15 protein-coding genes are annotated in these 19,527 nt (G+C 61.0%); 11 read left to right on the plus strand and 4 right to left on the minus strand.

What is annotated here, in order from left to right:
- Nucleotides 1–87 precede the first annotated feature (87 nt).
- From cpdA to M5G20_RS07880, 7 genes are all read left to right on the plus strand, one after another.
- Nucleotides 88–903, plus strand: coding sequence for a 3',5'-cyclic-AMP phosphodiesterase (gene cpdA / locus M5G20_RS07850; protein ID WP_273918654.1), 816 nt, complete (start codon nucleotides 88–90; stop codon nucleotides 901–903).
- A 201-nt stretch (nucleotides 904–1,104) separates the two neighbouring features.
- Complete coding sequence (locus tag M5G20_RS07855; protein WP_273918655.1) at nucleotides 1,105–1,713, plus strand: YqiA/YcfP family alpha/beta fold hydrolase; 609 nt, start codon at nucleotides 1,105–1,107, stop codon at nucleotides 1,711–1,713.
- 44 nt (nucleotides 1,714–1,757) lie between these two features.
- Nucleotides 1,758–3,665 (plus strand): DNA topoisomerase IV subunit B, encoded by a 1,908-nt coding sequence (gene parE, locus M5G20_RS07860; protein ID WP_150735639.1) that lies wholly within the window; start codon nucleotides 1,758–1,760, stop codon nucleotides 3,663–3,665.
- Nucleotides 3,665–4,654, plus strand: coding sequence for an esterase-like activity of phytase family protein (locus tag M5G20_RS07865; RefSeq protein ID WP_273918657.1), 990 nt, complete (start codon nucleotides 3,665–3,667; stop codon nucleotides 4,652–4,654). Before parE ends, M5G20_RS07865 begins: the two co-directional genes overlap by 1 nt.
- Complete coding sequence (locus tag M5G20_RS07870) at nucleotides 4,651–5,175, plus strand: retropepsin-like aspartic protease family protein (RefSeq protein ID WP_273918658.1); 525 nt, start codon at nucleotides 4,651–4,653, stop codon at nucleotides 5,173–5,175. Before M5G20_RS07865 ends, M5G20_RS07870 begins: the two co-directional genes overlap by 4 nt.
- A 7-nt stretch (nucleotides 5,176–5,182) precedes the next feature.
- Nucleotides 5,183–7,450: a DNA topoisomerase IV subunit A gene (parC, locus tag M5G20_RS07875; protein ID WP_273918659.1), complete on the plus strand. Its 2,268-nt coding sequence runs from the start codon at nucleotides 5,183–5,185 to the stop codon at nucleotides 7,448–7,450.
- A gap of 176 nt (nucleotides 7,451–7,626) precedes the next feature.
- Nucleotides 7,627–8,340 carry a PqiC family protein gene (locus tag M5G20_RS07880; RefSeq protein ID WP_273918660.1) on the plus strand — a complete coding sequence of 238 codons (714 nt, stop codon included), beginning with the start codon at nucleotides 7,627–7,629 and terminating at the stop codon, nucleotides 8,338–8,340.
- Nucleotides 8,341–8,635: 295 nt separating this feature from the next.
- Here M5G20_RS07880 and M5G20_RS07885 read toward each other — a convergent pair whose 3' ends face one another.
- A complete protein-coding gene (locus M5G20_RS07885; RefSeq protein WP_273918661.1) occupies nucleotides 8,636–10,153 on the minus strand; it encodes an AhpA/YtjB family protein in 1,518 nt (505 codons plus the stop codon).
- Nucleotides 10,154–10,287: 134 nt separating this feature from the next.
- Here M5G20_RS07885 and serB point away from each other — a divergent pair, with 134 nt between their 5' ends.
- Nucleotides 10,288–11,502: a phosphoserine phosphatase SerB gene (gene serB / locus M5G20_RS07890; protein WP_075947326.1), complete on the plus strand. Its 1,215-nt coding sequence runs from the start codon at nucleotides 10,288–10,290 to the stop codon at nucleotides 11,500–11,502.
- A gap of 104 nt (nucleotides 11,503–11,606) precedes the next feature.
- Here serB and asd read toward each other — a convergent pair whose 3' ends face one another.
- From asd to M5G20_RS07905, 3 genes are read right to left on the minus strand one after another with little or no spacing between them, the layout of a single operon-like run.
- Nucleotides 11,607–12,467 (minus strand): archaetidylserine decarboxylase, encoded by an 861-nt coding sequence (asd, locus tag M5G20_RS07895; protein WP_273918662.1) that lies wholly within the window; start codon nucleotides 12,465–12,467, stop codon nucleotides 11,607–11,609.
- An 18-nt stretch (nucleotides 12,468–12,485) separates the two neighbouring features.
- Nucleotides 12,486–13,301, minus strand: a complete 816-nt coding sequence (locus M5G20_RS07900; protein ID WP_273918663.1) for a rhodanese-like domain-containing protein — start codon at nucleotides 13,299–13,301, stop codon at nucleotides 12,486–12,488.
- Between the two features lie 43 nt (nucleotides 13,302–13,344).
- Entirely contained in the window at nucleotides 13,345–14,883 is a 1,539-nt protein-coding gene (locus M5G20_RS07905; protein WP_273918664.1) for an HDOD domain-containing protein, read from the minus strand.
- Nucleotides 14,884–15,049: 166 nt separating this feature from the next.
- Between M5G20_RS07905 and motA the strand changes: the two genes are divergently transcribed.
- The 3 genes from motA to M5G20_RS07920 form a co-directional block, all read left to right on the plus strand.
- On the plus strand, nucleotides 15,050–15,901 hold the full coding sequence (motA, locus tag M5G20_RS07910) for a flagellar motor stator protein MotA (RefSeq protein WP_075947330.1): 852 nt from the start codon (nucleotides 15,050–15,052) through the stop codon (nucleotides 15,899–15,901).
- Between the two features lie 3 nt (nucleotides 15,902–15,904).
- Nucleotides 15,905–16,933, plus strand: coding sequence for a flagellar motor protein MotB (gene motB / locus M5G20_RS07915; protein WP_273918667.1), 1,029 nt, complete (start codon nucleotides 15,905–15,907; stop codon nucleotides 16,931–16,933).
- 251 nt (nucleotides 16,934–17,184) lie between these two features.
- Nucleotides 17,185–19,527, plus strand: a 2,343-nt coding sequence (locus M5G20_RS07920; RefSeq protein ID WP_273918676.1) for a type VI secretion system Vgr family protein, incomplete at its 3' end; no start/stop codon positions are given.

The following is a 19,527-nucleotide window of genomic DNA, read 5'->3' on the forward strand; positions in this document are numbered from 1 at the left end:
TCAGGTTCACAGGTTTCTTCTTTCGATCGTCCCCCAGCATAATTGCGCCAATCATCCAATCCCGTGATCACGCCCTGGGAGAACACCTTGCCGAGCGTATCCACCTTGAGCTCCGCCGAGCCGGCACTGCTGGTACAAATTTCCGACAGCCATCTGTTCGCCGAGGCGGACAGTACGCTACTGGGCATGAACACCCGCGACAGCCTGCAAAAAGTCATTGAGCTGGTGCAGGCGCAACAGCCGCAGATCGATCTGATCCTGGCCACCGGCGACCTGTCCCAGGACGGCACGCTGGAGTCATATCAGCAATTTCGCGATCTGACCCGACAGCTCGATGCGCCGGCGCGCTGGATTCCTGGCAACCACGACGAACCGCAGAGCATGGCCAAGGCCGCGGTGCAAAGCGCCTTGCTGGAGCCGGTGGTGGATATCGGTAACTGGCGGGTCACGCTGCTGGATTCGGCGGTGCCGGGCTCGGTGCCGGGCTTTCTGCAGGACGACCAATTGCAGTTGCTGGCCCGCGCGCTGAGCGAGGCGCCGGAACGCCATCATCTGGTGTGCTTTCACCATCATCCGGTATCCATTGGTTGTGCGTGGATGGAGCCGATAGGCTTGCGCAATCCCGAAGCGTTTTTTGAAGTGCTCGATCGTTTTCCACAAGTGCGTGCCGTGCTGTGGGGGCATGTGCATCAGGAAATCGATCAATTGCGTAACAACGTGCGTCTGATCGCCTCGCCGTCGACCTGCATTCAGTTCGAGCCAGGCAGCGAGGACTTCAAGGTTGGCGAGCAGGCGCCGGGGTACCGATGGTTGCGGCTGTTGCCGGATGGCCAGCTGGACACCGGGGTAGAGCGCGTGACGGGCTTCGACTTTCAGGTCGATTACGGCTCCGACGGCTACTGAGTTGTTTGTCGTCTCCACATACCGAAGCGCGGCCATCGCGAGCAGGCTCGCTCCCACAGGGATTCGAGGCGTTCACAAATCCCCTGTGTGCAAGCTTGCTCGCGATGGCGTCCGCTCAGGCGACGTGAATTCCACGGATATCCCCCATTCCCCAGTCTCCCTGTAAACTCCGCTTCTTTACCCGACGCGCAGGGAGTTCAAATGTCCGGTTCGATCCTCTATATCCACGGTTTCAACAGTTCGCCGTCGTCAAAGAAGGCGTACCAGTTGATCGACGTGATGGACCGCCTGGGTTTGAGCGAAAAATTGCGCGTACCCGCCCTGCATCACCATCCCCGCGAAGCCATCGGTCAGCTCGAACAGGCGATTGAAGCGCTCGGACGGCCACTGCTGGTCGGCAGCTCACTCGGCGGCTACTATGCGACTCACCTGGCTGAGCGCCATGGCCTGAAAGCCCTGCTGATCAACCCTGCCGTCAGTCCGCACCGGATGTTCGACGGATTCCTGGGGACGCAGAAAAACCTGTATACCGATGAGACCTGGGAATTGACCCTCGACCACGTAACGGCCCTGGCCGAGCTGGAAGTGCCGGCACCTCAGGACCCGCAGCGGTATCAAGTGTGGTTGCAGACGGGTGATGAAACGCTGGACTATCGCCTGGCGCAGCAGTATTACCGGGCCTGTGCCTTGCGTATCCAGGCCGGCGGTGACCATAGTTTCCAGGGTTTTGCCGCACAGCTTCCAGCCATGCTGAGTTTTGCCGGCATTGGCGCCGATTTGTATCAGGCGATAGATTTCACGGCATTGTGAAATCTCGCCCCCTATTTTCAATGAACGACTGACGACGAGACCCCATGGCCACTCCCAGCGCTAGCTCTTATAACGCCGACGCCATCGAAGTCCTCTCGGGCCTCGACCCGGTGCGCAAACGCCCCGGCATGTACACCGACACCAGTCGGCCGAACCACCTCGCCCAGGAAGTCATCGACAACAGTGTCGACGAAGCCTTGGCCGGGCACGCCAAATCGGTGCAGGTCATCCTGCACGCCGATCACTCGCTGGAAGTCAGTGATGACGGCCGTGGCATGCCGGTGGATATTCACCCCGAAGAGGGCGTGTCGGGCGTCGAACTGATCCTCACCAAGCTCCATGCGGGCGGCAAGTTTTCCAACAAGAACTACCAGTTCTCCGGCGGTCTGCACGGGGTGGGTATTTCCGTGGTCAACGCCTTGTCGAACGAAGTCCGCGTGCGTGTAAAGCGTGACGGCAACGAATACCAGATGACCTTCAAGGATGGCTACAAAGCCACCGAGCTGGAAATCGTCGGTACGGTCGGCAAGCGCAACACCGGCACCAGCGTGTTCTTCGCGCCGGACCCGAAGTACTTCGATTCACCAAAATTCTCCATCAGCCGCCTCAAGCACGTGCTCAAGGCCAAGGCCGTTCTGTGCCCGGGGCTGCTGGTCAGTTTTGAGGACAAGGCCACCGGCGAGAAAGTCGAATGGCATTACGAAGACGGCCTGCGTTCCTATCTGGTGGACGCGGTCAGCGAATTCGAGCGCCTGCCGGACGAGCCGTTCTGCGGCAGCCTGGCCGGTAACAAGGAAGCCGTGGATTGGGCGCTGCTGTGGCTGCCGGAAGGTGGCGACGCGGTGCAGGAAAGCTACGTCAACCTGATTCCGACCGCCCAGGGCGGCACACACGTCAACGGTCTGCGCCAGGGCTTGCTCGACGCCATGCGTGAGTTCTGTGAGTTCCGCAGCCTGCTGCCGCGCGGCGTGAAGCTGGCGCCGGAAGACGTTTGGGAACGCATCGCTTTCGTGCTGTCGATGAAAATGCAGGAACCGCAATTCTCCGGCCAGACCAAAGAGCGCCTGTCGTCCCGGGAAGCGGCGGCGTTCGTGTCCGGTGTGGTCAAGGATGCGTTCAGCCTGTGGCTCAATGCCCATCCGGAAACCGGTCTGGCGCTGGCCGAGTTGGCAATCAACAACGCCGGCCGTCGCCTGAAGGCGAGCAAGAAAGTCGAGCGCAAGCGCATCACCCAAGGGCCGGCATTGCCGGGCAAACTGGCCGACTGCGCCGGGCAGGACCCGATGCGTTCCGAACTGTTCCTGGTGGAAGGTGATTCCGCCGGCGGCTCGGCCAAGCAGGCGCGGGACAAAGAGTTCCAGGCGATCCTGCCGTTGCGCGGCAAGATCCTCAACACCTGGGAAGTCGACGGCAGCGAAGTACTGGCCAGTCAGGAAGTGCACAACATTGCCGTGGCCATCGGCGTCGATCCGGGCGCCGCGGACTTGACCCAGTTGCGCTATGGCAAGATCTGCATCCTCGCCGACGCCGACTCCGACGGCCTGCACATCGCAACCTTGCTCTGTGCCTTGTTCGTCCAGCATTTCCGCGCGCTGGTCGATGCCGGTCACGTCTATGTCGCCATGCCGCCGTTGTACCGCATCGACCTGGGCAAAGAGATTTACTACGCCCTCGACGAAGCCGAGCGCGATGGCATTCTCGATCGCCTGGTGGCCGAGAAGAAACGCGGCAAGCCGCAGGTCACGCGATTCAAGGGTCTGGGCGAAATGAACCCGCCGCAGCTGCGCGAAACCACCATGGACCCGAACACCCGGCGCCTGGTGCAACTGACACTGGGCGATGATTTCGAGGCGACCTCGGAAATGATGGACATGTTGCTGGCGAAAAAACGCGCTGGCGACCGCAAGACCTGGCTGGAGTCCAAAGGCAATCTGGCGGAGGTGCTGGGCTGATGCGCTTGGGCTTTGCCCTGGCGTGTGCGTTGCTGCTGACCTCGATGACGGTGTCTGCCGAGCCGACTGCGCAACTGCGTCTGTTGTCCGAGCATGCCGTCGATGGCATGCGCGGCGGCAATCTGTCCGGGCTGGCTCAGTGCGGCAAGGAGTTGTGGACAGTCTCCGACCGCGACGACGATCAGATCTACCGCCTCGATACCCAGGCCAGTGTCTGGCAAGCCGAAGCCGTGGGCATCGGCGTGCCTGAAGTGCCGGACAGCGGGTTGCCCTGGGGGTTGCGTTCACGGGCCTGGGCCGCTTCGTTCGTGCGTGGCGGCAACCTGGATTTCGAAGGTATCACCTGCGACAGTGCCGGCAATCGCTATGTGGTCAGCGAAGCCCATGCAGCGGTATTGCAAGTACCGCCAACCGGTCCCGCGTCCTGGCTGAAGATTTCGCCGCTCATGGTGCGTGAAGCCCGGGCCAGTGGTCTGTTGTTGCGCTTCAATGCGCTGTTCGAAGGCCTGGCGATCAATCCTGAGGGTGATCAGCTGTGGTTGGCCGCCGAGCGTGAGAGTCGCGGCTTGCTGCTGATCAAGCGCAAGCAGTCGGTGTGGGACTGCGAGGGTGGTTGCGTGCTGCTGAGTGAAGCCGGAAAAGAAATGCAGCCAGCACAATTTCCTCATGCCAGAGCGATGCCCCGGGATTTTGCCGATCTGTCATTGTTCAACGGCAAGCTGTTCACCCTGGAGCGCAATGCGTTCGAAATCTGCCGCCGGGATGCGCAGACCGCCAAGGTTGAGCGTTGCTGGTCGTTTGCTGATGAAGCCTTGCAGGAAAACCGCCGTTATCCACAGGACTATGGCCTCGCAGAGGCGCTGGTCGTGGATGCTGACGGTGCCTGGATCGGTATCGACAACAACACCGGTGCGCGCGCCGATGGAGAAGTTCGTCCGATCGTGTGGCGCTTTGCCGCGCCTGACGGTGGCTGGAGCGCCAAGCCGTGAGTCAGCAAACCCCGGGCAAGCGCGCCGGTCGGGTGTTGATGGTGCTGGCCTGGTGCGCGGCGCTGTTTCTGGCAACGCGGTTTTTCGGCCAATGGGAAGAGCGTCAGCAAAACCCGAATGTTGTCGTGAGCTCGGAACAGGGCGACGGTTTTATCGAGGTGAAACTGGCCAGCAATGCCCAGGGGCATTTCGTCGCCAGCGGTCATATCAACGGGCAGCCGGTGGATTTCATGCTCGACACCGGGGCGACCGATGTGGCGATTCCGGCCGATCTGGCCAGGCGATTGAAGCTCGAACAAGGTTTCGGTGTGACCCTGAGCACGGCCAATGGCCTGAGCCAGGGCTATCGCACCCGTATTGAACGCCTGCAACTGGGCGACATCATGCTGCGGGATGTCCGCGCACTGGTGGCGCCCGGCCTGCATGGCGACCAGGTGCTGCTCGGCATGAGCGCACTGAACAAACTTGAATTTACCCAGCGCGGTGGCACCATGCTGCTGCGCCAGACAACGAACCGATGAGGCCCGCATGAGCGACATCCTTGCAGACAGCTTAGATGGCGTAGAACGCCGATCGCTGGCTGACTTCACCGAAAATGCCTACCTCAACTACTCCATGTACGTGATCATGGACCGTGCCTTGCCGCATATCGGCGACGGCCTGAAGCCCGTGCAGCGGCGCATCATCTACGCCATGAGCGAGTTGGGGCTGGACGCCGATTCCAAGCACAAGAAATCGGCGCGTACCGTCGGTGACGTGCTCGGCAAGTTCCACCCCCACGGTGATTCGGCCTGCTACGAAGCCATGGTGCTGATGGCCCAGCCGTTCAGCTACCGTTACACGCTGGTCGACGGCCAGGGCAACTGGGGTGCGCCGGATGATCCCAAATCCTTCGCCGCCATGCGATACACCGAGGCACGGCTGTCGCGCTATTCCGAAGTGCTGCTCAGCGAACTGGGCCAGGGCACGGCGGACTGGGGGCCTAACTTCGACGGCACCCTCGACGAACCGCTGGTGCTGCCGGCACGATTGCCGAATATCCTGCTCAATGGCACCACCGGCATCGCCGTGGGCATGGCCACCGACGTGCCGCCGCACAACCTGCGCGAAGTCGCATCGGCGTGCGTGCGTTTGCTCGACGAGCCAAAAGCTACGGTCGAACAGCTCTGTGAACACATCCAGGGCCCGGATTACCCGACCGAAGCGGAAATCATCACCCCGCGCGCCGACCTGCTGAAAATCTACGAAACCGGCAAGGGCTCGGTGCGCATGCGCGCTGTGTACCACATCGAAGACGGCGACATCATCGTCACCGCGCTGCCGCATCAGGTTTCAGGCGCCAAGGTGCTGGAACAGATCGCGGCCATGATGCAGGCCAAGCCGTCCAAGGCCCCGCAAATCGCCGACCTGCGCGACGAATCCGACCACGAGAACCCGTGCCGGATCGTGATCATTCCGGGGGCGCGGAAAAACTTCGACCACGATGCGCTGATGCAGCATCTGTTCGCCAGCACCGAGCTGGAGTCGAGCTACCGGGTCAACGTCAACATCATTGGCCTGGATGGCAAACCGCAGCTGAAAAACCTGCGCGCCTTGCTGGTCGAGTGGCTGGAGTTCCGGGTGCAGACCGTTCGTCGTCGTCTGCAATTCCGCCTCGATAAAGTCGAACGTCGCCTGCACCTGTTGGACGGCTTGCTGATTGCCTACCTCAACCTGGATGAAGTGATCCATATCATCCGCACCGAGGAGCATCCAAAAGCCGCGCTGATCGAGCGTTTCGCCCTGAGCGAAATCCAGGCCGACTACATCCTCGACACCCGTCTGCGTCAGTTGGCGCGACTGGAAGAAATGAAGCTGCGCGCCGAGCAGGATGAACTGCTCAAGGAACAAGCCAAGCTGCAAGCCTTGTTGAGCAGCGAAGCCAAGCTGAAGAAGCTGGTGCGTTCCGAGCTGATCAAGGACGCTGAAACCTATGGCGATGACCGCCGGTCGCCAATCGTCGAGCGGGCTGAAGCCAAGGCCCTGACCGAACACGATCTGCTGCCGAACGAGAAAGTGACAGTCGTGCTGTCGGAAAAAGGCTGGATTCGCTCGGCCAAAGGCCACGACATCGACGCTACGGGGCTTTCCTATAAGGCCGGTGACGGCTTCAAGGCCTTGGCCGCCGGGCGTTCCAACCAGTTTGCGGTGTTCATCGACTCCACCGGTCGCAGCTATTCGGTGGCCGCGCATACGTTGCCATCGGCCCGTGGCCAGGGCGAACCGCTGACCGGTCGTCTGACACCACCGCCGGGTGCAAGCTTCGAATGCGTGCTGATGCCGGAAGATGACGCGCTCTACGTGATCGCCTCCGACGCCGGTTACGGTTTCGTGGTCAAGGGCGAAGACCTGCAGGCCAAGAACAAGGCGGGCAAGGCGCTGTTGAGCCTGCCGAACAACGCCAAGGTCATCCTGCCGCGGCCTGTCGCCGATCGTGAACACAACTGGTTGGCGTCGGTGACCACCGAAGGTCGCCTGCTGATCTTCAAGATCAGCGATCTGCCACAATTAGGTAAGGGCAAAGGCAACAAGATCATCGGTATTTCCGGTGAGCGTGTGGCCAGTCGCGAAGAATATGTCACGGACATCGCCGTTATCCCGGAAGGCGCAACCTTGGTGTTGCAGGCCGGAAAACGTACCTTGTCACTGAAAGCGGACGACCTCGAACACTACAAGGGTGAGCGTGGGCGCCGTGGTAACAAACTGCCACGTGGCTTCCAGAGGGTAGATGCGCTGCTCGTCGAAAACCTCAATTAGGCGTGCTAGAGGCGTCGATCTACGATTTAACGCGTAGATCGACGCTTTCGCGCTGGAGTCGGAACGCATATTCACGGATGATATGGCCTTTCAAGCGCCGGCGTGGCCGAGCGTTCTTCATATTTATTGAGTATTTTCACTGTGGTTAGCCTTGTGGCAATCACCTGGATGGGACGATGACTGCTCTGCGCCTTCCTTTTATTCTGATGCTCGCCGGCGTTCTTGGCCTGGCGGGTTGCAGCGTTCACCAGCCGGTGTCGCTGTATCAACTGGACAGCGGAAGTCCGGTTTCGCCTGCGCAAAGCGCGGGCATGGCGGTGTTGCTGGGCCCGGTGACCGTTGCCGACTATCTGCAACGCGAAACCCTGCTGCAGCGTCAACCCGATGGCAGCCTGCAAGCCGCGACCGACGGTCGTTGGGCTGGCAGCCTGTCTTCCGATATCGATCAGCTGTTGCTGCGTCAGGTCGCCGGTCATCTGGACAGCCAGCGCGTGGTGTTGGCACCGGCAACCGTGGGCTTCACCCCGGACGTTCAAGTGCTGCTGACCATTACTCGCCTGGATTCGGGTGAGAAGCAGCCGGCGATCCTTGATGCGCAATGGCGCCTGATCGACCGTCGTGGGCAAGTGCGCGACAACCGCATCATTCATTTGCAAGAGCTGCACGCCGGCACCACGGCGGCGCAGGTTCAGGCTCAGGGTGTGTTGTTGCAGAAGCTGGCCGAACAGCTATCTGTTGCGCTCAAGCCGCTGGCCAATCAGCCTCCGATTGCCGAAGCACCAAAGAAAGGGTCGTCCAAGCCTGTGGCGCCTGCGGCGGAGCAAGAAAAACAGCCGAAGATCCCAATGGCTGCACCGATTCGTACCGATATGGAAGTGTTCCGCTTCTAAGTCTGGATCGAGTCAAACCAAAGCCCGCCTTGTGCGGGCTTTGTTGTTTCTGCGGATTGGAGACTTCCAGTGCGGCTGATGGCCTCATCGCTGGCAAGCCAGCTCCCACAAAAGTATCTGTTGATCGCAGATTGTGTGTACGACATCAATCACTGTGGGATCTGTTGATCGCAGATTGTGTGTACGACATCAACCACTGTAGGAGCTGGCTTGCCAGCGATAGCGGCAGTACAGGCAACAAAAAACCCGCAGACGAGTGATCGTCTGCGGGCTTCTTCGCAACCGGGCTTAAGGCTTACGCCCGGCGCTCATGCATCCGCGCCAGTTGCCGTTCCAGCATCGACGGATAAGGCTCCATCAGCCGCTCCACACAGCAAGCGCCTTCAGGGCTGGCGATCGGGCGGATTCGCGCACGTTGGCGGATCAGCGCGTCGTCACTGATCTTGCGCTCCACCAGCAGCAGGTTGCGGCTGTGTTGCGACAGGGCCAGGGCGTCCTGGGCGGAATCGGTCAGCAGCAGGTCGATCTGGCTCAGGCCGAACAAATCGTCGCCCAGGGTCAGGCCCAGCTGCAATTGCAGGGTGATGCCGCTGTCGGCGACTTCGATCTGCAACTGATGACCGAGTGCGCGCAGCAACTCGCCGCAGCAAATGGCATTGGTCAGATAGTCGTCGCCGCTGTCTTCGGTGTGGAACAGCATCAGCGTACTGCCGTCGTTCAACGTGTGCAGTTCGCTTTGGTACAGCGAAGCCGCCTGATCGAGGCAGTCGCGGTAGCGTTTGAGCAGTTCTTCCAGGCGGGTGCGCGGCAAGCGACGCAATTGCTCCTGGGAGCCCAGCTGCACGGCCAGAACGGCGCTGTGCTGCGGCACGTTCGAGGGAGCAGGGCGGGCTAATGGTTTTGCGGTGCTGTCCGAGTCATCGAGCAAATCGGCAAACGCATCGTCGTCATCGTCTTCGACAGTGCTGACAACGCGTCGTGGCGCTGCCTTCATCGCTGCCATCGGGCGGCTTTCATCGAAGCTTGGATCGCGCAGGTTGCGCACTTCGAACTCGGGTTCGGCATCGTCGTAATCGCTGTCGTCGAGCTCCGGCTCCGGCACGGGTTCCGGCTCGGCCGGTTCTGGTGCGAAGTTGGCGTGCAGTTGACGCGCCAGATCACCAATCTCGTCCTGACGTTCGGTGGCCGGAGTGTATTCGTCGATATTGCGCAGCCACACGCGCAGTTGCAGGAGCGGTGTGGAGATGTGCCGGCCCAGACGCAGGCTCAAGGCCAGGGACAAGGCCAGCAGGATCGCGCTCAGGATGCCCATGCTTTGCAGGCTGATGGTCATCGGTTGCTGGAACTGATCCATGTCCAGGCTGATGCGCAGCTGCCCGGCAGTCACGTCCTGGAAGGTGATCTTGCTCTGGTACATCCCCTCGGCTTCGCCCAACAGGCCGTGCTTGGGACGCTGACCGGCTTCGGCGAGGGTACGGTTATCCACGCTATAGATGGCGGCGTGGGCCACCAGCTTGTTCTTGGTCAGGTTGTTGAGCAGCACGTTGAGGCTGAGGATGTCGTTTGACACCAGCAGTTCGGTGGCCGAGGTGGCGGTCTGCGTGGTCAGGCTTTCGCCGAGCGCATCTGCCTGCTCGTGCATGGCCTGCTTGAACTGCAAGCCCATCACACAGGCGTAGATCACCAGGGCCAGTGCGACCAGGATCACGTTATGGCTGGCAATGCGCAATGCAATCGGTACACGGCGGTGACGCAGTGCCCGGAAGATCAGCAGGAAGAAGTTATCGGTTTTTACTGGCGTGGGCCGGTTCACTTGAGCTCGGCTCTTTGTCCGTGAAGTTGACGCGCAGTATAGCGACAGGCCCTAGACCGTCAAAGCGCTCACGGTGCCCGATGGTCACTGAAAGTGGGTAGAATGCGGTTTTTTTCCACCTGCGGGGGTGCGCCTTGCGCGAAATCGTCCTGATAAACATCACGGGAGTCGACCGTCCGGGTCTGACTGCGGCCATTACCGGCGTTCTGGCCCAGGGTGGTGTGAACATTCTCGACATCGGTCAGGCGGTGATCCACGACACGCTGTCGTTTGGCATCCTGGTTGAAATTCCCGACACCGAGCAAGGCAAGTCCGTGCTCAAGGACATCCTGTTCAAGGGTTACGAGCTCGATCAACAGGTGCGTTTCACGCCGGTTTCCGAAGAGGATTACCAGCAGTGGGTCGGCAACCAGGGCAAAAAGCGCCACATCGTGACGCTGCTGACCCGCAAGGTAACCGCCGGGCAATTGCAGGCCGTGAGTTCGATCACCGCCAAATATGGCCTGAACATCGATCACATTGATCGCCTGTCCGGGCGCATGCCGCTGGATACCCCGGCTGATAAAGGCAAGGGTTGCATCGAGTTTTCCGTGCGTGGCGAAGCGGCCGATCCGCAGGCGCTGCGGGCTGAATTCCTCAGCGTCGCCCAGGAACTGAACGTCGACATCGCCTTCCAGGAAGACTCGCTGTTCCGCCGTAACCGTCGTCTGGCGGTGTTCGACATGGATTCGACCCTGATCGAAGCCGAGGTGATCGACGAACTGGCCAAGGCCGCCGGCGTGGGTGACAAGGTTTCGGAAATCACCGAGCGGGCGATGGCCGGTGAACTGGATTTCCGCGCCAGCTTCAAAGAGCGCCTGGCGTTGCTCAAAGGCCTGGATGTCGGCGTGCTGGACTCCATCGGCGCTTCGCTGCGTTTGACCGAAGGTGCTGAAACCCTGTTCGCCGAACTCAAGCGCCTGGGGTACAAGACCGCCATTCTGTCGGGCGGCTTTACCTACTTCGCCAAGCAATTGCAGGCCAGGCTCGGTATCGATTACGTGTTCGCCAACGAACTGGAAGTGGTCGACGGCAAGGTGACTGGCGTGGCGGTCGAGCCGATTGTCGACGCGCAGCGCAAAGCGGATCTGCTGAAAGAGCTGGCACACAAGGAAGGTTTGCGTCTGGAGCAGACCATTGCGGTCGGCGACGGCGCGAATGACTTGCCGATGCTGGCGATTGCCGGGTTGGGCGTGGCGTTCCGTGCCAAGCCGCTGGTCAAGCAGTCGGCCAAGCAAGCGATCTCCACCCTGGGACTGGATGGTGTGCTGTATCTGCTGGGCTTCCGCGATCGCGACGGTCAGCTCTAACAGCACCGCAAAACCACTGTAGGAGCTGGCTTGCCAGCGATGGGGCCCTCAGGGATGCCATCGCCAGCAAGCCGGCTCCTACAGGTTTGAGTACAACAAAGAATTTATGCCTTTGGCAGGCCCATACCCTGGCCCATTTGCACGGCCACGCCGGCAGTCATGTCTTCAGCCCATTTCACCTGATCAGGTCCGAACAGCACGACAGCGGTCGAACCCAGCTTGAAGCGACCCAGCTCCGCACCTTTTTCCAGGTGGATCGGCGCACGTGCGGCTTCGTCGTAGCGGAAGGTTTTCAGCTCGCGTTTCGGCGGCGTAACCAGGCCGGCCCATACGGTTTCGATCGACGCAACGATCATCGCGCCCACCAGAACCACGGCCATCGGCCCGCGCTCGGTGTCGAAAATGCACGCTACACGCTCGTTGCGGGCGAACAGTTCCGGTACGTTTTCAGCGGTGGACTGGTTCACCGAAAACAGGCGACCCGGGATGTAGACCATTTCGCGCAGGGTGCCGGCCAGCGGCATGTGCACACGGTGGTAGTCTTTCGGCGACAGGTAAATAGTCGCGAAATCACCGCCCATGAACGGCGCAGCATTGGCCGCGTCGCCACCCAGCAGTTCCAGCACGCTGAAACTGTGGCCCTTGGCCTGGAACACGCGACCGTGTTCGATCGGGCCGAGTTGGCTGATCGCGCCGTCGGCCGGGCTGAGGATCGCACCCGGAGTTTCATCGAGCGGGCGGGCGCCGTCTTTCAAGGCGCGGGTGAAGAAATCGTTGAAATGCTCATAGGCGGTCAGGTCTTCGACCAGTGCCTGGGACATGTCCACCTGATAGCGCTTGGCGAACCAGGCGGTAAAGGCATTCTTGAACCAGCGAACGCGGCATTCGGCGATGCAGCCGGCCAGTCGCGAGAGCAAGTGATGGGGCAGCAGGTACTGGCTGAGGATAAACAAACGCTCTTTCATTGGGTGTCCTTAAAAACCTTAAAGCTCGACAGGCGTGTCAGGGTGATTGCCCCATTCGCCCCAGGAACCGGCGTAGCCTTTGACCCGCGGATAACCGAGGGACTTGGCCACCAGATAAGTGAAGCCCGACCGGTGATGGGTCTGGCAGTGGGTAATGATTTCTTTGTCCGGCGTGATGCCGAGTTTTTCGAGGATCTGCGGCATGTCAGTGCGAATACGCAACTGGCGCGCCTGATCCATGCCCGCCGTCCATTCGAAGTTGACCGCGCCGGGGATATGCCCGGCCTTGGCCGCGAGCACTTTCTCACCGGAATACTCCAGCGGTCCGCGGGCATCCCAGATTGCCAGGTCAGCGGCGCCGAGACGGCTTTGCAGGTACTCGCGAGTAGCGGTGGGTTCGTCGTGCAACCTCAGGGCAACCGGGCCGCCCACGGCTGGCGGGATCTGGATCGACATCGGCAGGCCTTCAGCCAGCCAGGCCGGCAGGCCGCCGTCTATATAGTGGTACTTGCGGTGGCCGATGACATCCAGCAGCCAGATAAAGCGACCGGCCCAACCGCCGCCTTCGTCGTCATACACCACGTAGATCGCGTCGGGGTTATGGCCCAGTTCACCGAACAACGCTTCCAGCGCCGCTTGCGGCGGCATCAGGCCCGGCGCAGGTGCCTGACCGAGTTGCGTGCGCTTGGGGTCGACAAACCGCGCACCGGGAATGTGCCCTTCGGTGTAGCGGGCGCTGCTGGTCAGGTCCACCAGAATCAGTTCGCGGGCGTCGAGGCGAGGGAGCAAGTCGCTCGGCTCGATCACCAGCGGCAAGCCAGAGAAGTCAGACATGTGAGGTCTCCAGGGCACAAAAAGGGAAGATTGTAACGCAGCCTTACTGGCCGCGGTGGCTAAAGCTGTGCAGGGCTTTCTCGATGCATTGCGCGGTTTTGCCAAAGGCTTGCACGGTAATTTCCGAAAAGGGTCCGCCGCCCTGATCCGCCACGACAATCATGATCACCCGGCCATTGTTGACCAGTGAGCGCAGCATCAGGTGTTCGCCGCTGAACTGTGAGCGCAGGCTGTTGGGCAACAGGGCGGAAAATTGTGCGTTGTTGTCGGGTGTCAGGCGCACCTGAGCCTGTTGCGTGAGCAGTCGTTGCAGAACGCTGCTCTGACTGACCACGAAATTCAGCCCGGCCACTTCTTTCGGCAACCCGGCGGTCTGGTGCACCCGCAGGTTGGCGTGGGTGCGATCGGCCATCAGGATCATGACCCGGCGCATGCCGCACGCGACCAGCGCGTCACGGGCCGAGGTAGTCAGGTGCATGGCGTTGGTGAAGCGACTTGGCTCGACCAGCAGTTCGGCACATTGCCGGCGCCACTGGGCCAGGTCTTCAGCGGTTGGCGCCGGGGCCGGAAGCAGTCCGGCGTGAACGCGGTTCGTGCCCCACGGCCAGAGCAACGCAACGGCAGGGTGCCAGAGGTCGGGCATGGCGTGATGGCGGGCACTGTTGGCGGCCTGCTGGTGCAATTGTTGTTGCACCTCATCCATGGGTATTTGCAGGTAGAGGCTGGTGAGGTACTGCCAGCGCTCGCTGTGCGGGCTGTCCCAGGCCTGTTGCGCCGAGAGCGCCAGCCCGTTGGCCAGCAGCACCGTGTTGGCCGGCTGGTTGAGCCAGCGGCGCAAGGTCGGATCGTCATCGAGGCGATTTTGCTGGCGCAACGGATGCTCGCTGTCGCGGGCAATGCGCAGGACTTTGACCAGTTCCCGCTGCTCGGTGAGTAACAGTTTATAGCCTTGCTGCACCCAGATCGGCAGGCGCCAGGCATCCACGAGGGCCAGGCCGATTTCCAGCAGCCGTGCGCCAAACAACTGCTTTTCGACGTTGCGCGCCGACTCACCTTTATGGATGACCCGCAGTTCCCACTCTTCGAGCAGTTGCGGGTGGGTCAGTGCCAGCGGCCAAAGCGGCGACAGAAACAGCAGGCTGCCCCAATGAATGTCCTGCCACAGGCGTGCGAGGCGGCTGGCGAAAAAACCGTTGGCCTGTTGCGTCGCGTGCTGGCTGATCATCTGCAGTTGACGCAGCGCCTTGGGAATCTCGGCCATGGGCTTGGCGGGCAAGCGCTCGAGCAATGCTTCGGTGCGTTTCAAACCGAGGCGATTGATCGCCACCTCCAGGTTTTCCGCCGGCTCGGTCATGCTGCCGTGGGTGTGGCGGTTGGCTTCGCGGATCACGCTCAAGGCCAGGGCCGGGCTGTCCTGCATCAAGTCGGCGATGTCACGCAGGGAGCTGCGATTGTCACGCAGCGCCCGGCAGACACGGTCGTGACTGGCCTGCGGAACCGGCAGGCGCACGCCATCCAGAAGCTTGACCCAGCCTTGGAGAGTGGTTGGTTTTGCGGTCGGGACGTTCGTTTCGTTAACCATGTCTGGAGGCGATCATCGTCTGCATTACCTACGCCCGGAATGGGTCAAATTGGCTTTTCGCCTGAACTGGCTATAGTCTGGCGCAGTTTTGCCGATAAGTAGAAGAAGAGATTTTTTAACTTCCGAATATGACCTTGAACCCGACTCAGTAAGTGCTCTCCTACCTATGGCTAAAATAATCGGCATCATCGTCGTATTCGCGAGCGTGCTCGGCGGATACGTGCTCTCCCACGGCAAAATTGCCGCCCTGATCCAGCCTTTCGAAGTGCTGATCATCGGTGGTGCGGCCCTCGGTGCATTCCTGCAGGCCAACCCCGGCTACATGACCATGCACGTGCTCAAGAAGTCCCTGAGCATGTTCGGTTCGCGTTTCACCCACGGCTTCTACCTTGAAGTGCTCGGTCTGATTTACGAGATCCTCAACAAAAGTCGTCGCGAAGGCATGATGGCCATCGAAGGCGACATCGAAGATGCCGCCGCGAGCCCGATCTTCGCCAAGTACCCGACGGTCCTCAAAGACGAGCGCATGACCGCGTTCGTCTGCGATTACCTGCGCATCATGTCCTCCGGCAACATGGCTCCCCACGAGCTGGAAGGCCTGTTCGACATGGAACTGTACAGCCTCAAGGAAGACCTCGAGCACCCGTCCCACGCGGTGAACGGCATCGCCGACGGCATGCCCGGTTTCGGTATCGTCGCGGCGGTACTGGGTATCGTGGTGACCATGGCTTCCCTGGGCGAAGGCGACCAGGCGTCCATCGGCCTGCACGTGGGGGCGGCACTGGTGGGTACCTTCTTCGGTATTCTGGCTGCCTACGGTTTCTTCGGCCCGCTGGCCCATTCCCTGGCCCACGATGCCAAGGAAGAACTGAACGTCTACGAAGCCATCAAGGCTTCGCTGGTCGCTTCGGCTTCCGGCATGCCGCCATCGCTGGCCGTGGAGTTCGGGCGCAAGGTTCTTTACCCGGCGCACCGTCCTAGCTTCGCCGAGCTGGAACAAGCGGTTCGCGGTCGTTAAGTTATGGAAAATAACCAGCCGATAATCATCAAGCGCGTCAAGCGCATCGCCGGTGGGCATCACGGGGGCGCCTGGAAAATCGCCTTCGCCGACTTCGCCACGGCGATGATGGCGTTCTTCCTGGTGTTGTGGCTGCTGTCCACGGCAACGCCAGAACAGAAGATCGCCATCGCCGGTTACTTCAAGGATCCGATCGGCTTCTCCGAAAGCGGTACGCCGTACATCATCGACCTGGGCGGTACGCCGACCCTGGCGCCGGAAAACACCCTCAACCCCGAGGTGAAGTCCCAGCCGCAGCCGGACAAGGTGACGGTCGATGTCGAACAGGTCGAAGGCATGGCCGAAATGGTCGAGAAGGAACGCCTGGAACTGTTGCTGCAAGAACTGCAGAACAAGGTCGAAGAGAACCCGCAGCTGCAGAAATTCAAAGACCAGATCATGTTCGAGATCACCCCGGACGGCTTGCGCATCCAGATCGTGGACGCGGAAAACCGGCCGATGTTTGACTCGGGTTCTGCGCGGCTGAAGTCGTATTTCGAAGACATCCTGCTGGCCATGGCTGACACCATCAAAGCGGTGCCGAACAAGATCAGCATCAGCGGCCACACCGACGCCAAGCCGTACACCGGGCAGGGCGATTTCGGTAACTGGGAACTCTCGGCCAACCGTGCCAACGCCGCTCGTCGAGCCTTGGTGGCGGGCAGCTATCCGGATGCTCAAGTGGCGCGGGTGGTCGGTTATGCCTCGTCGGCCCTGTTCGACCGCGAGCACCCGTTCAACCCGGTCAACCGTCGCATCGACATCGTGGTGCTGACCAAGAAAGCCCAGCGTGCCATTGAGGGTTCGCAAGGTGCGGAGTCTGCTCCTGATGCACCGCAGGGTTCGGCCGCGCCAAGCGCCACACCGGCTGCACCGGTCGACCCGAATGCGCTGCCGGCGGACAAGGAACCGCTACCGGCCCACGAACTTCGCGAGCGCCTGAACCTGTTTGATGATCCTGCGCCGAAACCGGCTGAAGCGCCCAAACCGTGATGTCGAGTCCTGAACAGGTCTACGCCTGTTTCAGGACTCGCCCCCAGTACCCACGTATCTAGCGTCGCCCCCCCTCAAACTTTCAGAGCCACCCAGTCGATCGCGATTGTGCGGACAAATCTGCATCTAAAAAAGGAAGCCTCCTACATACAAGCTGTTTCATAAGCGACTTAATTGCCATCTTCGGGTTTCGCCAGGCGCATGGATGTGCAGGTCCTGGGATGACCACGGTTGCTTATGCCGCAGGAAGCTTGTTAATGGAACTAACAAAAATATTTTCGCCACAGAACCGGCGTTTGATCAAATTCACCTCCCCGATCGCAAGCCAGCAGGAGCTGCTGCTCGAGCGATTTTCCGGCTCGGAGGGTTTGTCGACGTTATTCAGTTTCGAGTTGTCACTGATCAGTCAGGATGCTCGCCTGGAACTCAAGTCACTGATAGGGCAACCGGCGTCACTCGACATTGAATTGGCGAGCGGCGAGTCGCGTTACATTCACGGTTTTATCAGCCGATTCAGCTTGCAGAAAAGTGACGGCGGCCTGGCCTGCTATTCGGCCACCTTGAGCCCCTGGCTGTGGATGCTGTCGCGTCGTTTCGATTCGCGGATCTTTCAAGACCAGACGAGCGAAGACATCCTGCGCACGGTGTTCGCCCACTATGGCGTGCTGCCCACGTTTGATTTCCGACTGGAACAGCCGCTCAAGCGCCACAGCTACATCACGCAATACCGTGAGAGCGATCTGGATTTCGTCTTGCGCCTGCTGGAGCATGAAGGGCTGTTCTTCTATTTCGCTCATACGAAGGAAGAACACCGCCTGATCATCTGCGACCACTCCCGCCACCTTGAGCCGTTGATACAACAACCGCGGATCCGCTACCACAGCGCGTCTGTCACCGAGACCGCCGACTCGATCACCCGATGGAGCAGCCATCGGGTTTTGCAGTCCGGCAGGATGGCCATCCAGACATTCGATTACCGGCAACCGCGCAATCCACTGCCGGTCGGCATGCCCAGCCTCAACGCCCAAGGCGATGTCCCCGCCTACGAGATCTACGACTTTCCCGGTCATTACAGCCACGGTACACCCGCAGATGGCGAAGCGCTGGTGCGGCATCGACTTGAAGCCCTGGAGGTACAGGGCAAGACGTTCGAGGGTGCCAGCAACTGTCGCGCCATGCTGCCGGGTTACACCTTCGAACTGACTCAGCACTTCGATCACGATCGTGATCCCGTGGATGATCGCCAGTTCCTCCTGCTCAAGGTTGAGCACCAAGGCCAAAACAATTACCTGACGGACCAACCGGCGAACTACGACAACCGTTTCACCTGCATCCGCCGCAAAATTGCCTTTCGCCCGCCGATCATGACCCCGCGCCCGACGATTGCCGGAGCGCTCACCGCCATTGTCGTCGGCCCGGAAGGTGAGGACGTTTTTACCGACGAGATGGCGCGCGTACAAGTGCGCTTCCATTGGCAGCGTGAGCAGGATCCAGCCCAGGCGACGACCTGGCTAAGGGTCGCCATGCCCAGTGCTGGCGCCGGCTTCGGCCATCAGTTTTTGCCGCGCATCGGCCAGGAAGTACTGGTGACGTTCCTCGGTGGTGACATCGACCGGCCCCTTGTCACTTCAGTGCTCTACAACGCCGATCATTTCCCCCCGCGTTTCAGTAACGCGACGGGGTTGCCGGGCAATCGAACATTGTCGGGGATCCAGACCCAGGAGCATCAAGGCAAAGGCTTCAACGAGCTGCTCTTCGACGATACGCCCGGCGCGCTGCGCGCTCGGCTGGCCACGACCCATCAGGCCACGGCGCTGAACCTGGGCAAGCTCGTCACGCCGCGAACCGATGGTCAGGCTCAGGCACGCGGTCAGGGGGCCGAGTTGCGTAGCGATGCGGCGATTGCCCTGCGGGCAGCCCAAGGGCTGTTGTTGACCACCTACGCTCGCCAGGGTGCGCAAGGTTCACAACTGGACCGCGAAGAGCTGCTCAAGTTGTTGAGTGAGTGTGGCGAGCTGTTCCAGTCCCTCGGCCAGACCGCCGCTGCCCGAGGCAGCCGGCATGTCGATGCCCAGGGCATCGAAGTGTTGCGCCAGTCGTTGAGTCAATGGCCTGCACCGACCAGCAATAGTCCGGGGGAACCGGTGGTCGCGGTAGCGTCTGAGGCGGGCATCGTCAGCGCCACGCCGCGTTCACAACTGCATTACGCCGGCGAGAACCACGACACCACGGCGCAGGATCACTTGCAGTTGAGCAGCGGCGCGGCCATGCGCCTGCAAGCCGGTAAAGGGATCAGCGCCTTCGCCCAGGATGAGGGCATCAGCGCCATCGCCAATCGCGGCAAGGTGCTGGTACAGGCCCAGGACGACGACATGGTGCACAACGCGCAAAAGAACCTGCACCTGTCAGCAGCCGAAGGCGAAGTGCTCATCACCGCCCCCACCATCCGCCTGGTGGCCGATGACGGCAGCTACATCAGGATCGGCGGCGGGGTCGAAATCGGTACGCAGGGCAAGGCCATTGTGCATGCCGGCGAGCATGACTGGGTGGGGCCGAAAACTGACAGTGCGGCCATTCCTGTGGTCGGGCGGGAC

Origin of the sequence: Pseudomonas sp. TNT2022 ID1044 (genome assembly GCF_028656895.1) — a bacterium.
Taxonomy (GTDB): Bacteria; Pseudomonadota; Gammaproteobacteria; order Pseudomonadales; family Pseudomonadaceae; genus Aquipseudomonas; species Aquipseudomonas reinekei.

Coding starts and splice junctions, on each gene's coding strand:
- M5G20_RS07900 (WP_273918663.1), bottom strand. CDS start 13,301: ATGTCTGACTTCTCTGGCTTGCCGCTGGTGATCGAGCCGAGCGACTTG.
- M5G20_RS07880 (WP_273918660.1), top strand. CDS start 7,627: ATGACTGCTCTGCGCCTTCCTTTTATTCTGATGCTCGCCGGCGTTCTT.
- parC (WP_273918659.1), top strand. CDS start 5,183: ATGAGCGACATCCTTGCAGACAGCTTAGATGGCGTAGAACGCCGATCG.
- parE (WP_150735639.1), top strand. CDS start 1,758: ATGGCCACTCCCAGCGCTAGCTCTTATAACGCCGACGCCATCGAAGTC.
- M5G20_RS07865 (WP_273918657.1), top strand. CDS start 3,665: ATGCGCTTGGGCTTTGCCCTGGCGTGTGCGTTGCTGCTGACCTCGATG.
- motA (WP_075947330.1), top strand. CDS start 15,050: ATGGCTAAAATAATCGGCATCATCGTCGTATTCGCGAGCGTGCTCGGC.
- M5G20_RS07855 (WP_273918655.1), top strand. CDS start 1,105: ATGTCCGGTTCGATCCTCTATATCCACGGTTTCAACAGTTCGCCGTCG.
- motB (WP_273918667.1), top strand. CDS start 15,905: ATGGAAAATAACCAGCCGATAATCATCAAGCGCGTCAAGCGCATCGCC.
- M5G20_RS07905 (WP_273918664.1), bottom strand. CDS start 14,883: ATGGTTAACGAAACGAACGTCCCGACCGCAAAACCAACCACTCTCCAA.
- asd (WP_273918662.1), bottom strand. CDS start 12,467: ATGAAAGAGCGTTTGTTTATCCTCAGCCAGTACCTGCTGCCCCATCAC.